Annotated in this window: 14 protein-coding genes; 6 read left to right on the top strand and 8 right to left on the bottom strand. The window is 34.7% G+C overall.

Annotated features, from left to right (window positions below; genetic code table 11):
• Window positions 1–26: 26 nt before the first annotated feature.
• A complete protein-coding gene (locus BW936_RS00960; RefSeq protein ID WP_076546458.1) occupies window positions 27–728 on the bottom strand; it encodes a ComF family protein in 702 nt (233 codons plus the stop codon).
• A 40-nt stretch (window positions 729–768) separates the two neighbouring features.
• Here BW936_RS00960 and BW936_RS00955 point away from each other — a divergent pair, with 40 nt between their 5' ends.
• Window positions 769–1,668, top strand: a complete 900-nt coding sequence (locus BW936_RS00955) for a hypothetical protein (protein WP_076546457.1) — start codon at window positions 769–771, stop codon at window positions 1,666–1,668.
• Between the two features lie 37 nt (window positions 1,669–1,705).
• Window positions 1,706–3,250: a glycine--tRNA ligase gene (locus BW936_RS00950; protein WP_076546456.1), complete on the top strand. Its 1,545-nt coding sequence runs from the start codon at window positions 1,706–1,708 to the stop codon at window positions 3,248–3,250.
• A 1-nt stretch (window position 3,251) separates the two neighbouring features.
• Here the strand turns inward: BW936_RS00950 and BW936_RS00945 are convergent, their stop codons facing one another.
• Complete coding sequence (locus BW936_RS00945) at window positions 3,252–5,339, bottom strand: TonB-dependent receptor family protein (protein ID WP_076546455.1); 2,088 nt, start codon at window positions 5,337–5,339, stop codon at window positions 3,252–3,254.
• A gap of 381 nt (window positions 5,340–5,720) precedes the next feature.
• Between BW936_RS00945 and BW936_RS00940 the strand changes: the two genes are divergently transcribed.
• Both BW936_RS00940 and BW936_RS00935 read left to right on the top strand, forming a co-directional pair.
• Window positions 5,721–6,485, top strand: coding sequence for an exodeoxyribonuclease III (locus BW936_RS00940; protein ID WP_076546454.1), 765 nt, complete (start codon window positions 5,721–5,723; stop codon window positions 6,483–6,485).
• 69 nt (window positions 6,486–6,554) lie between these two features.
• On the top strand, window positions 6,555–7,595 hold the full coding sequence (locus BW936_RS00935; RefSeq protein ID WP_076546453.1) for an aldo/keto reductase: 1,041 nt from the start codon (window positions 6,555–6,557) through the stop codon (window positions 7,593–7,595).
• 105 nt (window positions 7,596–7,700) lie between these two features.
• Here the strand turns inward: BW936_RS00935 and radA are convergent, their stop codons facing one another.
• The 6 genes from radA to panC form a co-directional block, all read right to left on the bottom strand.
• Window positions 7,701–9,062, bottom strand: a complete 1,362-nt coding sequence (gene radA, locus BW936_RS00930; protein WP_076546452.1) for a DNA repair protein RadA — start codon at window positions 9,060–9,062, stop codon at window positions 7,701–7,703.
• A gap of 72 nt (window positions 9,063–9,134) precedes the next feature.
• Window positions 9,135–9,305: a hypothetical protein gene (locus BW936_RS19555; protein ID WP_159438990.1), complete on the bottom strand. Its 171-nt coding sequence runs from the start codon at window positions 9,303–9,305 to the stop codon at window positions 9,135–9,137.
• A gap of 52 nt (window positions 9,306–9,357) precedes the next feature.
• Entirely contained in the window at window positions 9,358–10,500 is a 1,143-nt protein-coding gene (locus tag BW936_RS00925; protein WP_076546451.1) for an alpha/beta hydrolase, read from the bottom strand.
• A 25-nt stretch (window positions 10,501–10,525) separates the two neighbouring features.
• Entirely contained in the window at window positions 10,526–11,491 is a 966-nt protein-coding gene (locus BW936_RS00920; protein ID WP_076546450.1) for a lysylphosphatidylglycerol synthase transmembrane domain-containing protein, read from the bottom strand.
• A 3-nt stretch (window positions 11,492–11,494) separates the two neighbouring features.
• Window positions 11,495–11,845, bottom strand: coding sequence for an aspartate 1-decarboxylase (gene panD, locus BW936_RS00915; RefSeq protein WP_036157224.1), 351 nt, complete (start codon window positions 11,843–11,845; stop codon window positions 11,495–11,497).
• Window positions 11,846–11,853: 8 nt separating this feature from the next.
• Window positions 11,854–12,699, bottom strand: a complete 846-nt coding sequence (gene panC, locus BW936_RS00910) for a pantoate--beta-alanine ligase (protein ID WP_076546449.1) — start codon at window positions 12,697–12,699, stop codon at window positions 11,854–11,856.
• A 102-nt stretch (window positions 12,700–12,801) separates the two neighbouring features.
• Here panC and BW936_RS00905 point away from each other — a divergent pair, with 102 nt between their 5' ends.
• The gene (locus BW936_RS00905) at window positions 12,802–13,611 is read left to right on the top strand and encodes a glycogen/starch synthase (protein WP_076547922.1); all 810 of its coding nucleotides are present in this window, start codon (window positions 12,802–12,804) and stop codon (window positions 13,609–13,611) included.
• A 5-nt stretch (window positions 13,612–13,616) separates the two neighbouring features.
• A complete protein-coding gene (locus BW936_RS00900; protein ID WP_076546448.1) occupies window positions 13,617–15,524 on the top strand; it encodes a DUF4270 domain-containing protein in 1,908 nt (635 codons plus the stop codon).
• Window positions 15,525–15,533: the final 9 nt, after the last annotated feature.

Raw genomic sequence — 15,533 nt, 5'->3', positions numbered from 1 at the left:
ACAACATATTTAATAGAAATCTTACTCTATGGAACAACTGCCATGCTAGAAATGTAAATTTCAAGACCTTCAATATCTTTGAAAGTGTTGGCACAAATTTCCATAGTAGCGCCGGTGGTAATTACATCATCAACCAAAAGTATGGTTTTGTTGGTTAGTGTTTCTCCATTATTGATTTCATATAACGACCTGTTGTCATACCATCTGCTTAGTCTGTTTCTTTTAGTTTGCGTTTTAGTGTTAGCGGTTTTTATTAAAATGTCATCACTGTAAGTGGCATTGATATGATAGGCAATCTGCTTTGCGAAAAGCGCTACTTGATTATACCCTCTTTTTTTAAGTTTTTTTCGATGTAAAGGAACGGGAATTACAAAATCAATTTTTGGTAAATGACCTTGTTTTTTTAAAATATGCCCATGCCAATCTCCTAAAAAATGCCCAATAGCTTCTTGATTCTTATATTTTAAAAAGTGTATTAAGTTTTTTACAATTCCAATTTCGGTAAAGAATAAGAATGAATTTGCCTTTTTAATGTTAATTCGACCATAAAAAATACGGTCAACAGCATTTTCATCGTTAAAAGTGTACTCGGTAAGCGGTAATTGATGTCGACAAGATGTGCAGAGAAGCACCTCTCCTCTATATAATCGTGCATTACATCCAAAACATGATATAGGTAGGAGCACGGTGGTAACATCCTTTAGTATATTTGAAATCCTGTTTTTCATCAAATTTTACAGATTAATCAACCTACAGCCTGCTTTATAAATGGACAGTCAAGATAATAAATTCAATTATAAAATAATACTGGCAGCATTTGTTGCGGTACTTTTAGCATTGTTAATAGCATTCTACTATAGTTATGCCCAATCAAATGCCCAAATAAACTTTTTAGAGCAAGAGAAAGAAATTCTTGTAAAGGATTTAACCATCATGAAAGCAAATGTAGATCGTTTGTCCGCTAAAAGTGAGATGAACGAGATAGAGCTGCAAGATTCTAAGTTTAAAGTGCAAGAGCTTTTAGATTCTGTAGGTCGTTTAAACTTTACGGTTCAAAAGTTGAGAGAATTCAAGACTGAATTACGTAGGTTAGAATCTAAAAACGATAGTTTGCTTTTGAAGAACAATTTTTTACGTTATAATAATATGTTGCTTACTGATAAGTATGACGAGTCTCGTAAGCAAATAGAAAGTCTAAGGGCAAATAGCATTTCTTTAGCAGAAGCAGAAGCTTTACAAAGAAGAAAAATTCTAGAGCTTAATCAGAAATTAAAGACAAAGAGCTACTTGAAAATGGCTAATTCAGAGGGTAGTGGTTTTAGGTTAATTCGTGGTACAAAACCAACAAAAACGAACAAGGCATCTATAATTGAAAAATTAAGAGGTTGCGTAACGGTTTTGGCAGATGAGAGTGAAGCTTATAATGAGAAAGTAATTTATCTACAGTTTTTAAATCCCAATAAACAAATTGTTGAAGATAATGCCAATACCATTACGGTAAATGGAAACGTTTATAGTAAAAGAGTAGAGTTTGTTTTCACCGGCTCAGATCAGTTTTTATGTGAGTCTATTACCATACCAGAAGGTTCTTTGATGGAGGGTAAGTACACCTTAAATGTATTTGAAGATGAGCGTTTAATTACTTCTTCTGAATTTGAATTGAAATAATTATTTTTTTTTTGGGCTATTGTTCTATTTTTGCCACATGGCAAAGCAAGAAGATGATTTTAAGCGTGTAATTTCTCACGCAAAGGAATACGGATATGTATTTCAGTCAAGTGAAATTTATGATGGTTTAAGTGCTATTTATGATTACGGTCAAAATGGTGTTGAACTTAAAAAGAATATACGTGACTATTGGTGGAAAGCTATGGTGCAGCTTAACGACAATATTGTTGGGTTAGATGCTGCAATTTTTATGCATCCATTAACGTGGAAAGCCTCTGGGCATATTGATGCGTTCAATGATCCGCTAATAGACAATAAAGATTCTAAAAAAAGATATCGAGCAGATGTTTTAGTTGAAGATTATGTAGCTAAAATTGATGCTAAAATTGAAAAGGAAGTTAAAAAAGCTACAAAACGTTTTGGTGATGCTTTTGATAAAGAACAATTTTTGCAGACTAATCAGCGTGTAGTAGATTATCAAGAGCAAGGAAAAACAATTTTAAACAGATTGGGTAAGTCTTTACAGAATGAAGATCTTGCCGATGTAAAAGCTTTAATAGAAGAATTGGATATCGCTTGCCCAATGTCTGGTTCTAAGAATTGGACAGAGGTAAAGCAGTTCAATTTAATGTTTGGTACCAAACTAGGTGCAAATGCAGAAAGTGCAATGGATCTATATCTTAGACCAGAAACTGCACAGGGTATCTTTGTAAACTTCTTAAATGTTCAGAAATCTGGTCGTATGAAGCTTCCTTTTGGTATTGCCCAGACCGGTAAAGCATTTAGAAATGAAATTGTAGCAAGACAGTTCATTTTTAGAATGCGTGAGTTTGAACAGATGGAAATGCAATTTTTTATTCAGCCAGGTACACAGAAAGAATGGTATGAGGTTTGGAAAGAAAAAAGAATGAAGTGGCATTTATCTCTTGGCCTAGGTCAAGATAACTACCGTTTTCATGATCATGAGAAATTGGCGCACTATGCAGATGCAGCTTCGGATATTGAGTTTCGTTTTCCATTCGGATTTAAAGAATTAGAAGGAATTCATTCCCGTACAGATTTTGATTTGAGCAGTCATGAGAAATTCTCTGGAAAGAAATTACAGTATTTTGATCATGAGGTGAACAAAAATTATGTGCCTTACGTATTGGAAACTTCTATTGGTTTGGATAGAATGTTCTTGGCAGTATTCTCTAACTCACTTAAAGAGGAAGAATTGGAGAACAACACCACTAGGACAGTACTTAAGTTGCCAGCAGTTTTAGCCCCTATAAAAGCGGCTATTTTACCTTTGCTTAAAAAGGATGGTTTACCAGAAATAGCACACAAAATTATAGATGACCTTAAGTGGGATTTTAATGTTATTTATGATGAAAAAGATGCTGTGGGTAGACGTTACAGAAGACAAGATGCCAATGGTACTCCTTTCTGTATTACCGTTGATCACCAAACATTAGAAGATCAAACTGTTACCATTAGATATAGAGATTCTATGGAGCAGGAGCGTGTTGCCATATCGGCATTGAATGGTATTATTCATGATGCCGTAGATATGAAAACATGGTTAAAGAAAATGGAATAGATTAAAGGGTGTAGGTCAACTTTACGCCACCATAATAATTAATAGTGTTCCCAGGGTAGAAATACCTTGGGGCATTTCCTCCAAATCCGGTAGCGTTTATTAATACGGACTGTGCGTACTTTGTATCTGTCAGGTTATTGATGCCAAAATCTAAACCAACACGTAGTTTTTCCGTAATTTGATTTTTATAGCCTACTTTGATATTTAATAAATTGAAAGAGTCGCTATAAAGTAAATTTGCATCTGTCAATGGTATTTCATCTATAAATTGATGGGTCATATTTACAAACAACCCATTTCCAAAATTGGTTTGAATTCCAGAATTAATTTTGTTTTTAGGCACACCGGTTAAAATATTTTCAGAATAATCTTCATCAGCTTCCTCGTCTATAAAATCAACGAATTTATGGTTGCTATAGGTATAGCTTATAAATGGTGAAATCGTTATTTTATCGGTTAGGTTAACGCGGTAGCTCCAATCTAGATCAATACCTTGGTGTCTTGTTTTTCCTGCATTGCGCCCAATATATTGGTTATCACCAACACGTTTGGCAACTAATAAATTTTTAATGGGCATGATATAAGCCGCAACATTTAATTTTAGTCGATCGTCTTTACTTTTGTGCTCAATACCTATTTCATAATTTGTGCCAATTTCTTGAACAATATCAGGATTTATGATTCCGTCTGGGGTTAGCGTTTCTTCTAAACCAGGGTTTGAAAAACCACGGCTAATATTTGCGTAAAGTTGGTTTGTTGGTGTAACGGCGTAATTAACATCTAGGCTTGGTAAGAATAGGGTGTTAAAATCTCTTTTAGCACTTGTATTACTTTCACCTGAGTTGAACAAATCTCTAAAGTCATATTGAGTTTTATTGATGTTTAACCCTAATTGTGCCGTTAATTTGTTTGGTAAAGAATAGGATGCTGTAGCAAAACCATTAATCTGATTTCTAAATTCTTTGTTTTGAGATAGTCTATCTCCTTGTAAGCTTCCATTACCGTTGTTTTCCTGATAAAGATTATCAAATGTTTTCCAAGAATATTCATCCTTATAGAGCTCACTTCCAAAAGTGTAAGAAAGAACATTGTTTAAAATAGATATGTTGCCAGAAAACAGTGTTCTAATGCCATATCCATTAGTGTATTCATCTAAAATATTAAAGGGTGCAGGCTCATAGTGGTCTAAATACGTGTAAAATAAGCTCGTAGTGTTTTTTAATTTGGAATTTACATGATAGGTGTGAGAAAGACCAATAAGACTGTAGTTGTTGTCTTCATAGCCTTGTGCGGCTCTCCATGTAAATGCAGCCTGTGTAGGATTTTCATCGAAATCTTCTTGGCTTATAGAACTGGCTATTTGGGCGGAGTAATCAATGTGATTAATCAATAGTCCCACCTCACTTTTTTCTGAAATTTTAAAGATGGTATTCAAAAGAAATCCGTCACGTTCAAATCTATTGTTATCGCGATAACCATCTACTTCTGTATGTCCGTATTGAAAGGTCATATAAAAATTTTCTTGCGCGTGTGTAAACCCTAAACTGTTTTTTAATAAACCGAAAGAACCTATAGTGGTATTATTAGTAAGCTTGGTAGGCTGGTTGCTTAATTGTTTCGTGTTTAAAATAATTGCTCCACCTAAATTAGTGCCAAACCCTGTTCCTTTTGGTCCTTTGATTACTTCAATAGAAGTAAGGTTTTCTAAATCAAAAGCTTCAATGGTTGAAGAACCGGTACCATTGGTAATTGGAATGTTATTATAGTAAAGTCTTAATTTGTCTGTACCATATAATGTTCTAGAGCCAACACCTCTAATAGTTATTCTGTTGGTGTTCAGCGCTCCAGATAAAGCATAAAGACCAGAAACTTGATTAATGGAGCTTATAAAATCAACGGGACTGTAATTGGCGAATGTAGTAGCGCCTATGGTTTGCGATGGTATAATACCAATAGCATTTTTAGCAGTTAGCGTATCTATTACAATAACTTCGTTTAATTGGGTAATACTATCGTTTTTAAAGGTGTTTTGTGCAAAAAAGCTTAAGGAAAAAGATGTAAATAACAGGAGGGAAATTATTCTTTTCATAGGATGTAAAACCCCAAAAATACCTATTAAAAGCGATAACTTAAAGATAAACCGATTTGGAGCATAAAATCATTTTGAAAATCTACCATATTAAGGTTTCTGTTTAGGTGATCGTTTAATTTAATAATAATTTTTAGGCGTCTAGTAAATCATTTGTACCCGTTGTTATTGTAATATCTTTAATGTTGTAAAAGCTTAAGAAAATGTATAGATTGGTATAAATAATACATCTTGATAAAGAATGAGCATATTTATGAGATGGTGTTCGCTAAATGAAATTGATGTTTAGTTTTTTTAAAAGGGAAGAAATAGGAATTTAAATAGAACGTATTCACCTTTATTTATCTAGTCTTTTTTATTTTTAAACAAAAATGAAGATAGATGAAAATCATATCCTATAATGTAAATGGTATAAGGGCTGCGTTAAGAAAGGGTTTTTTGGAATGGTTAGGTGCAGTATCACCAGACGTCGTTTGCTTGCAGGAAATTAAGGCAAATGAAGATCAGCTAGACCTTTCATTATTTGAAGCAGCAGGTTATAAGTATAATTATTGGTATAGCGCTCAAAAGAAAGGCTATAGTGGGGTAGCTATACTTTCTAAAACGGAGCCAGATACGGTAGTTTTTGGTACAGGTATTGATTATATGGATTTTGAGGGAAGAAATATTCGCGCAGATTTTGGAGATATTTCTATTATGAGCATGTATTTACCTTCAGGGACAAATATACAGCGTTTAGATTTTAAGCTTACGTACATGGCAGATTTTCAAGAGTATGCCAATGCCCTTAAAAAGACCCATCCTAATTTAATAATTCTTGGTGATTATAATATTTGTCATGAGGCAATAGATATTCATAATCCGGTAGGGTTAAAAAACGTATCAGGGTTTTTGCCTGTAGAACGAGAATGGATTGGAGATTTTATGAAAAGCGGATTCATAGATAGTTTTAGGGAATTTAATTCTGAACCAGATAATTATACCTGGTGGAGCTATAGAGCCAATGCCAGAAATAACAATAAGGGTTGGCGTTTAGATTACGCCATGGTAGCTTCCACATTGAAAGAGAGGTTGTCTAGATCTGTAATTTTATCAGAAGCAAAGCATAGTGATCACTGCCCTATTTTAATTGAGGTAGAGAGTTAGCCAAATGAATACAAGTGCCCTAATTATATTTAGTAGTTTTGCATTTAAAGATTGCAAATTTTAAGCTGAATGATCTATACCAATTTACCGCATACAGATATTGAAGTAAGTAAAATATGCTTGGGTACCATGACCTGGGGTAATCAAAATACCGAAGAAGAGGGACATGAACAAATTAATTATGCCATAGACAAAGGCATTAATTTTTTAGATACTGCCGAGTTATATCCCATCCCTGCACATAAAGATAGATATGCGGCTACAGAGAAAGTCATAGGTAATTGGTTTAAGAAAAATGGTAACAGAGAGGATATTGTATTAGCTTCTAAGATTGCCGGAAAAGCCGATATGACGAAGTTTATTCGTACTACCGGTTTTACCAGGGAATCTATTACAGATGCCGTTGAAGGAAGTTTACAGCGTTTACAAACAGATTATATCGACTTATATCAACTACATTGGCCAGATAGAAGTACCAATTATTTTGGTCAAAGAGGATACAAGCATGATATCTCTGACCATTGGGAAGATAACATTCATCAGGTTTTAGAAACCATGCGCGATTTAATTCATGAAGGTAAAATTAAACACGTGGGCATATCTAACGAAACACCTTGGGGTACCATGCGCTTTTTGGAGGAAAGTAAAGTACATAGCTCATTGCCACGTACAATAACCGTTCAGAATCCGTATAGTTTATTAAATAGGTTGTTTGAAGTGGGTATGTCAGAAATTTCCATGAGGGAGCAAGTAGGTTTGTTAGCATATTCCCCTTTGGGATTTGGGGCATTGAGTGGAAAGTATTTAAGCGGTAGAATGCCAGAAGGCTCTCGTTTAAGCCTATTTCCTCAGTATAATAGATATGTGGGTGATAGCGCTGTTAAGGCAACAAAAAAGTATTATGATTTGGCGCAAGCCCAAGGTCTTAGCGTAGCACAAATGGCCTTGGCTTTTGTAAATACAAGACCTTTCGTAACTAGTACCATTATTGGGGCTACTGGTTTAAAACAGTTAGAAGAAAATATTGGAAGTATTGATGTTGATTTATCCGAAGAGGTTTTAAAAGAAATTGAAGCCATTCATAACTCAATACCTAACCCAGCACCGTAATATGGAAAGCCTAGTATTTATAAAAGTCGGATTTGGACAGATTGTACTCATTCTAGTTGTAATAGTTATAATCATGGTATTGGCTAGAATAATGAGAGATAAGCGTTAGCCGAATAAATTACCCGCAATTTCTTCGATTTTAGAAGCCAATAAGATTTTAATTTTGGTCGATTTAAGACCTATTTTATTGCTTTTTGAAATAATGATAGTGTCATAACCCAGTTTTTCAGCTTCAAGAATTCGTTGTTCTACACGTTGTACAGGTCTAATTTCTCCTGCAAGACCAACTTCGGCGGCAAAACAAATGCCTTTGCTTATGGGTATGTCTTCATTGCTTGATAAAATAGCAGCTACAACGGCTAAATCAATAGCTGGGTCATCTACTGAAATACCTCCGGTTATATTCAAGAAAACATCTTTAGCGCCTAGCTTAAAGCCGGCACGCTTTTCTAATACGGCCAATAACATATTTAATCTTTTGGCATTATAGCCTGTTGTAGAGCGTTGGGGTGTTCCATAAACTGCAGTGCTGACCAATGCTTGAATTTCAATAAGTAACGGGCGCATACCTTCTACTGTTGATGCAATTGCGGTACCACTTAAGCCATCGTCATTTTTAGAAATCAATACTTCAGACGGGTTGTTTACTTCGCGCAAACCACTGCCTTGCATTTCATAAATACCAAGTTCTGCAGTTGATCCAAATCTATTTTTTAAAGACCTTAGAATACGATATACATAGTTGCGATCCCCTTCAAACTGAAGAACGGTGTCAACCATATGTTCTAAAATTTTAGGTCCTGCAATAGATCCATCTTTTGTAATATGTCCAATTAGTATAACGGGTGTATTGGTTTCTTTTGCAAATTTTATGAGTTCAGCGGTACACTCTCGTATTTGAGAAATACTACCTGCAGCAGATTCAATATAATCTGAGTGGAGTGTTTGTATAGAATCAATAACAACAATATCAGGTTCTGTTGCTTCGATCTGTTTAAAAATATTTTGTGTTTTTGTTTCCGTAAGAATAAAGCAGGTTTCACTGTTTGGGTGAATTCTATCGGCACGCATTTTAATTTGCTTTTGACTTTCTTCACCAGAAACGTATAGTGTTTTATAAGGTAGTTTTAATGCTATTTGAAGTAGAAGGGTACTTTTACCAACACCAGGTTCACCACCTAGCAAAACCAAGGCACCAGGTACTAGACCACCACCAAGAACTCTATTGAATTCAAGGTCAAAAGTGTTTAAGCGAACTTCTTTCTCAATACTTATTTCATTTACTAGAAGAGGTTTAGAGACTCTTTTAGAGGTTTGGGAAGGAGTTTTCCAGCTTGTTTTTTCCTCTTTTTGCACTACTTCTTCAACAACGGTATTCCATTGTTTGCAAGCAGAACATTGTCCTACCCATTTCGCGTATTGAGTACCGCAATTTTGACAAAAAAAGGCAGTTTTTGTTTTGGCCATCTTTAGCTTTTAAAAAGTGGCTAAAGGTAGCAAGAAGTTTGAAATGAGTAAATTCTATAATGAAATTATAGCTTAATTTTTACTCGATCTTTCTTTTTTAAATGCGCTAAAGGCGAGGAAAAATGATGCCCATGCCATAAATAGGGCAATACCGTTATAGGCTAAGATAAATTCGCCTTTTAAGCCAAAATAAGTAAAGAGCACTCCGGAAAACACGAAGTACATTGCGTCAATTTTAATCATAATTAAGTAGGTTGGGCTAATTTGGGACTAGCCGTTTATTTTATAATAATCTTTAAAAGCCAAAATCGGCTTTTAGTGCATCCATTTTCTCAAGGGCCATTTCTTTGGTTAAAAAATCTATTTCTTCCATTTGAAATGACTTTTCAAATGTTCTTAATGCTTTTTTGGGTTCGCCAAGTTGTTCATAGTATTCAGCTTCAAAATAAAAACCTAACATGGTTTCTGGGTATTCTTCCTTACAGAGATCGGATAATGGTTTTAACGACTCAAAATCCTCTTTCTTTCTAGATGCCGCATATATTGCCATAATGTCGTTTAATTCAACGGGCTTGCTAAAACCAAACATATCTACAATGCCTTGGTATTTGTTTTCTAAATAGGTATAAACCGGTTCTTCACTGGTTAAAATTTGAGTTTTGTATTCTTTTGGGCTAATAGGTTTAAACATCCCAAAAATATTATCAAAAGCTTTTCCAATGCCGTAGGTAGCCACAGAAATATGATCTGCATTAGAATATTCATCAAAGAAATAATGTAAAGACTCTTTTTTAATAGTTTTAAGGTCATTGTTCATGGCTAAAATTCGCTGCTTGCCATTGCTGGCTTCGCCTTCAATAATTAGCTGATAAAATATTTGATTTTCAAAAGTACCTAAACGCATAGGTAGTCTGCTTTCCATTTCTGGAGCAAGAGTAGGTGAGATACTTACATAACCATCAAATATAGAATTGTCCTTGAACAACCAATAGTTCATGAAGTTAGCAGTAATATCATAGCCAACAATCATTTTAAATGGGGCTGTGCTATAGTTAAGATCTAGGTAAGGAATAAGTTCCATACCAATAAACTCATAAAAGCTTTTGCCTTTTTCAGAAGGAAGGCCGCTATCCAGGTCAAATGCGCAATCCTCATATCTTAGGTCATTTTCACTTTGGTTAATGCCAACAACAATACTTTGGGGCATGCCATGAAAACGACTATAGAATTTTGAGTTTGCCACTACTTGTTCAAACAGATATTCAGCGTCAAGTACAATAATTAAAGGGTACTTTTTGCTTTCATCCATGTTCTCCGGAAAATAGTAGTTTACATCTCTTCGTTCTTGGAGTTTAAAAGATTCGAAGATTTCTTGTTTTACTTGAGCATAAGTGCTGATCCCAAATAAAACTGCGAATATTAAAGCTACATAGCGCATAAAAGGTAATTATAAGTTGAATAAACTATTTACTACTTTTCAATAACGGTAATAGCAGAAAAGATATTGCACCAAAAACGACTATCATTAGTGTTTGTGCTATCCATATTATCCACCCAAAGGCGTCACCAGAGACTTCGCTGATCCCAAAGATGGCCAGAGCACCACTTACGGCAATGGGGTAAAGACCAATACCGCCGTTGGTAGTTGCCATGGCGAAAGCCCCGGCTACAAAGGCTACCAAGAGTTGACTAAGGGTGAGTGATAGGGTTTCTGGAACGGTAAATTTTATAATCCAAAGCATACCAATATAGCACCCCCAAATGAAGAACGTATGAAAAATAAATAACCATTTATTTTTCATTTTAAAAATACTGAACACGCCGTCAAGAAGTCCTTTTACGAATGTTCTGATTTTTTGGGCAAAGGCACTTTTAGATTTTTTTATGATAAATATAAAAACAAAGAATAAAGCTATTCCGCCCAAGGCAAGAAATATGAGTCCGGTTGCATTAAAGCCGCGTTCTTGTAGAATACCCATAATCACATCGGTCTGTAGTAAAAATGCAATCGTAACTACTAAAAGAAGCATAATCACATCAACAACCCTTTCTGTTACAATGGTGCCGAAACCTTTTTCAAAAGGCACGTTTTCATAAGTGGTTAGTGCCGTGGCCCTTAATATTTCACCTGTTCTAGGAATACCTAAGTTGGCAAAGTAAGAGGTTAGGATTATAAGGATATTATTGATGAGTTTAGGTTTGTACCCTAAGGGTTCAAGAAGATAATTCCATCTTATTGCTCTAGAAATATGACCTAAAATACCTAGTAAAATAGAAAGAGAAACATAAAGTGGATTAGCCTCTTTAATGTAGAAAATAATTTCCTTTCTGTTTTCTGGTGTTGTTGAATTGTACGAGTACCAAACTAAAAAAACTCCCAGTGCTATTGGGAGTATGGTCTTGAGATTTTTTTTAAGGGAATTTGTCAACTTTTACGTTAAAAGATTGTTGGCTTCGTTAGGGAAAACCAAAGAGGGGTTAAATTTTTTGGCATCTTCAATATCCATCCAAGTATAAGAAATTAAAATTAGAATATCGCCCACAGCTACTTTCCTTGCTGCTGCGCCATTTAAGGTAATTTCTCCGCTTTTTCTAGGGCCGGGTATGATGTACGTTTCTAATCTTTCCCCATTGTTATTATTAACGATTTGTACTTTTTCGCCACGAATAAAATTTGCGGCATCCATTAAATCTTCATCAATTGTAATGCTGCCAACATAATTAAGATCAGCACCGGTAACTTTTACCCGGTGTATTTTAGATTTAACTACTTCTATTTGCATATCTTATTTTAATTTAGGGCTATATTGTCTATTAGTCTTACGTTTTCAACATAAACGGCAATAAATGCCCTGTATTTTACACTTTTTATTTTATTCTTGATCGGGGTCAATGTTTCAACATCCGTAATATCAAAATATTCTAGTTTAAAATCTTTATTGTTTTTAAACTGATCGTTCACCCAATCTTTGATTATTAAAGCATTTTCCGTGCCAAATTTGTTTTTGGCAGTTTTTAGTGTTTCGTATATAAGTGCAGCTTTTTGTCGTGTATTTTTACTTAACCTTTCGTTTCTGGAGCTCATGGCCAAACCATGACCTTCCCTTACAATTTCGCATCCTATTATTTCTACGGGGATATGCTGTATTTCGGTAAGTTTTTGGATAATGCGTAATTGTTGAAAATCTTTTTCGCCAAAGTATGCTTTTGATGGTTGTACTATCTTAAACAATTCTTCTACTATAGTGCCTACTCCGTTAAAATGGTCGTCTCTGAATTCGCCTTCCATAACTTTATCCAATCCGTCAAAGTCATATGTTTTAGGGACGATGTTTTCTTGGTATATTTCAGAAACTTCTGGGGTGAATACAATGATATCATTTGATATCTCCGAAATTAATTTAATATCGGCATCTAGAGTTTTTGGATATTTATCTAGGTCTTCTTTATTGTTGAACTGTGTAGGGTTAACAAAAATACTGACCACTACATTGTTATTTTGCTCAACCGCTTTTTTTATAAGAGATGCATGGCCATTATGTAGTGCGCCCATAGTGGGTACAAGACCTAGGTCTAACTTGTGTTTTAATTTTTTAAGCTCTTCTGTTAGCTTGGTTTTGGTCTGTATTACCGGCATTGAAAATTACATTAGCGAGCAAACTTACTATAATTACGGCTAATCTCTATATTTTTTGTAATTTTGCAGTTGCGTTCCAGTGAAAAACAAAATATAACCTTTATGAATGGTAAAAAGATATTGTTTGTATCTTCTGAATTAGTTCCTTACTTACCCGAAAACGAAGTTTCCCTAATGTCTTATGAAGCACCTAGAATGGTCAACAGCAATGGTGGTCAGATTAGGATTTTTATGCCTAGATATGGAAATATTAATGAGAGAAGGCATCAACTACACGAAGTAATTAGACTATCGGGAATGAACTTGGTCATCAATGATATGGATATGCCATTGATCATTAAAGTGGCGTCTATTCCAAAAGAGAGAATTCAAGTTTATTTTATTGATAACGAAGAATACTTTAAGCGTAAGGCTACATTTACGGATAAACAAGGGAATCTTTTTCCAGATAATGACCAGCGTGCAATATTCTTTGCCAAAGGTGTTATGGAAACGGTGAAAAAATTAAACTGGTCACCGGATATTATTCATGTACATGGATGGATGGCGAGTTTATTACCATTGTATTTAAAGAAGTATTATACTGATGAGCCGCTTTTTGCAGACAGCAAAATTGTATTGTCAGTTTATGGTAAAACTTTCGAAGGCTCTTTGGATAAGGATATGGTTAAGAGAATTTCTTTTGATGGAATACCAGAAGAAGAGATAGCATCTTTAGGTGACCCTACTTATAATAATTTGTTAAAGGTGGCTGTTGATTATTCCGATGCTGTTATTTTAGCTTCAGAAGATATTCCGGAAGAATTGGAAAATCATATTTCTAACCAAGAAAAACCAGTGTTACCATATGTACCTGTACAGGAGTTTGAAGAAGCATATGCTAATTTTTATAACACCGAAGTTTTAAAATAATCTGAATGAATTTTATTGCTAATTCTGCTCTTCCCAAATTTTCGGGATTGTTATTGTTATTGGGTCTTATAGTTTCTTGTGAGCAAGATTTGACTACCGTAGGCTCTGGTGTAGTTGGCAATGAGCCATTTACTACCGGTACGGAGGTTTATGACGTTTTTGCTTATAACAAGAATATAGAGGCTGTGCAGACTAATAAGTTGCCAATATATCAAATGGGTTCTTATGATGATCCTGTATATGGTAAAACAACGGCTTCGGTAACATCTCAGCTATTTCTGGGTAGTACAAACCCTACTTTTGGTAGTTTTACACAGGAAAAGGAAGATAGGGCAGGACAGAACGGTGAGTCTATTACTACAGTTCAAGAAAATGAAACTGTTAAAGAGGTGTATCTGTATATACCTTTTTTAACAAATACGATGGATACTGATGGTGATGGGGTAGCTGATAAATTTGACAAAGTGCCAGATAGTGATGATGATTATGATGGTGACGGAGTTTTAAATTCAGTGGAAACGGCCTCTAATACAGATCCTTTAGATAGCTCAAGCGTTGATAAAGATAGAGATGGGTTAAATGATGGTGATGGAGCTAAAATATATCCTAATAATTTTGCTAAAAAAGTAGAATTGGATAGTATTTATATTAATGGCAAAAACTATGATGACATACCTGAGTCGTCAGTGCCTACTTTTAATTTAAAGGTTGAGCGATCTACTTTTTTCTTGCGGGATTTGGATCCAAATGCTAGTTTTCAAGAAGCGCAACAATTTTATTCAAATCAGGTGTTTTCGCCCGATTTTGTAACAGGAACGCCATTGTTTCAAGGAGAGGTGAAAATTATTGATGAGGAAGAATTAGTTAGGAATGAAGATGATGAAGCAACTGAGGATACAGATGAATCAGAGACTTTTACCAAATTTCAACCAGGTATTAGAGTAGCGTTGGATAATGAATTTTTTCAAACCAATATTTTAGATAAAGAAGGAGATTCAGAGTTAATAAGTCAGGCTAATTTTACTGAATTTATTCGTGGACTCCATTTTTCAATTGTAGATGATTCGGGTAACGATGTGTTGTTTTTGTTTGACCTAAAAAGTTCTAATATTACGATGACCTATAGTTATACAAATTATGATACTAATGGTACGGCAGACGATACAAGTGATGATAATCCAAATAATATTCTAGAAAAAGATTTTAGGTTTTCATTCTTAACGGCGGGTGCAAACGGAGCTGTTTCGGGTAATGCGGTGAATACCTTAATTTCAGAAAATTATGGACCTCAAATTGTAGAAGCGTTAGGTAATACTGAAAATGCATCAAGATTATATTTAAAGGGAGGTGCAGGTATGTATGCCGAAATTAATTTGTTTGAGGAAGATGGTGGTGAAAGTATTTTAGAGCAAATTAAAAGTGAACAATGGGTAATAAACGAAGCTAATTTAGTTTTTCATATAGATAGGGTACAATTAGATGCGGCAGGAAGCGAATTGGAGCCGCCTAGGCTGTATTTGTATAACACAGAAAATAAGTTGCCTTTGATAAACAGGTCAACTGAACAAACGGATACAGGTTCTCCTGCGTTGTTTGGTACTTATCTTAATTATGATGGAGTAATAGAAGAGTCTAATGGAAAGGGTGTTAAGTATTCTGTTAAAATAACCGATCATATCAATAATATGGTGGTTAGAGATTCAACCAATGCTACATTGGCATTGACCTTGACTACAAATATCCAAAACTGGAGTGTTGCCGATGCAAAAGTAGATGATGGTGAAGAAAGGTTGGCTACGACTTCAACAATAACCCCTCTGGGTACTGTTTTATATGGCAGTAATATTGAGGCTACTGAACCTAATTTTGACAAAAGACTAAAACTTGAAATTTCTTACACAAAAGCAGATTAAGTTTTAATG

Origin of the sequence: Maribacter ulvicola (genome assembly GCF_900155985.1) — a bacterium.
GTDB lineage: Bacteria > Bacteroidota > Bacteroidia > Flavobacteriales > Flavobacteriaceae > Maribacter > Maribacter ulvicola.
This window is presented reverse-complemented; position numbering and strand designations above follow the sequence as displayed.

Bases quoted from the DNA above. Each gene is read 5' to 3' on its own strand.
- BW936_RS00940 (WP_076546454.1), top strand. From the start codon at position 5,721: ATGAAAATCATATCCTATAATGTAAATGGTATAAGGGCTGCGTTAAGA.
- radA (WP_076546452.1), bottom strand. From the start codon at position 9,062: ATGGCCAAAACAAAAACTGCCTTTTTTTGTCAAAATTGCGGTACTCAA.
- BW936_RS00925 (WP_076546451.1), bottom strand. From the start codon at position 10,500: ATGCGCTATGTAGCTTTAATATTCGCAGTTTTATTTGGGATCAGCACT.
- BW936_RS00935 (WP_076546453.1), top strand. From the start codon at position 6,555: ATGATCTATACCAATTTACCGCATACAGATATTGAAGTAAGTAAAATA.
- BW936_RS00950 (WP_076546456.1), top strand. From the start codon at position 1,706: ATGGCAAAGCAAGAAGATGATTTTAAGCGTGTAATTTCTCACGCAAAG.
- BW936_RS00945 (WP_076546455.1), bottom strand. From the start codon at position 5,339: ATGAAAAGAATAATTTCCCTCCTGTTATTTACATCTTTTTCCTTAAGC.
- BW936_RS00955 (WP_076546457.1), top strand. From the start codon at position 769: ATGGACAGTCAAGATAATAAATTCAATTATAAAATAATACTGGCAGCA.
- BW936_RS00905 (WP_076547922.1), top strand. From the start codon at position 12,802: ATGAATGGTAAAAAGATATTGTTTGTATCTTCTGAATTAGTTCCTTAC.
- panD (WP_036157224.1), bottom strand. From the start codon at position 11,845: ATGCAAATAGAAGTAGTTAAATCTAAAATACACCGGGTAAAAGTTACC.
- BW936_RS00960 (WP_076546458.1), bottom strand. From the start codon at position 728: ATGAAAAACAGGATTTCAAATATACTAAAGGATGTTACCACCGTGCTC.
- BW936_RS19555 (WP_159438990.1), bottom strand. From the start codon at position 9,305: ATGATTAAAATTGACGCAATGTACTTCGTGTTTTCCGGAGTGCTCTTT.
- BW936_RS00900 (WP_076546448.1), top strand. From the start codon at position 13,617: ATGAATTTTATTGCTAATTCTGCTCTTCCCAAATTTTCGGGATTGTTA.
- panC (WP_076546449.1), bottom strand. From the start codon at position 12,699: ATGCCGGTAATACAGACCAAAACCAAGCTAACAGAAGAGCTTAAAAAA.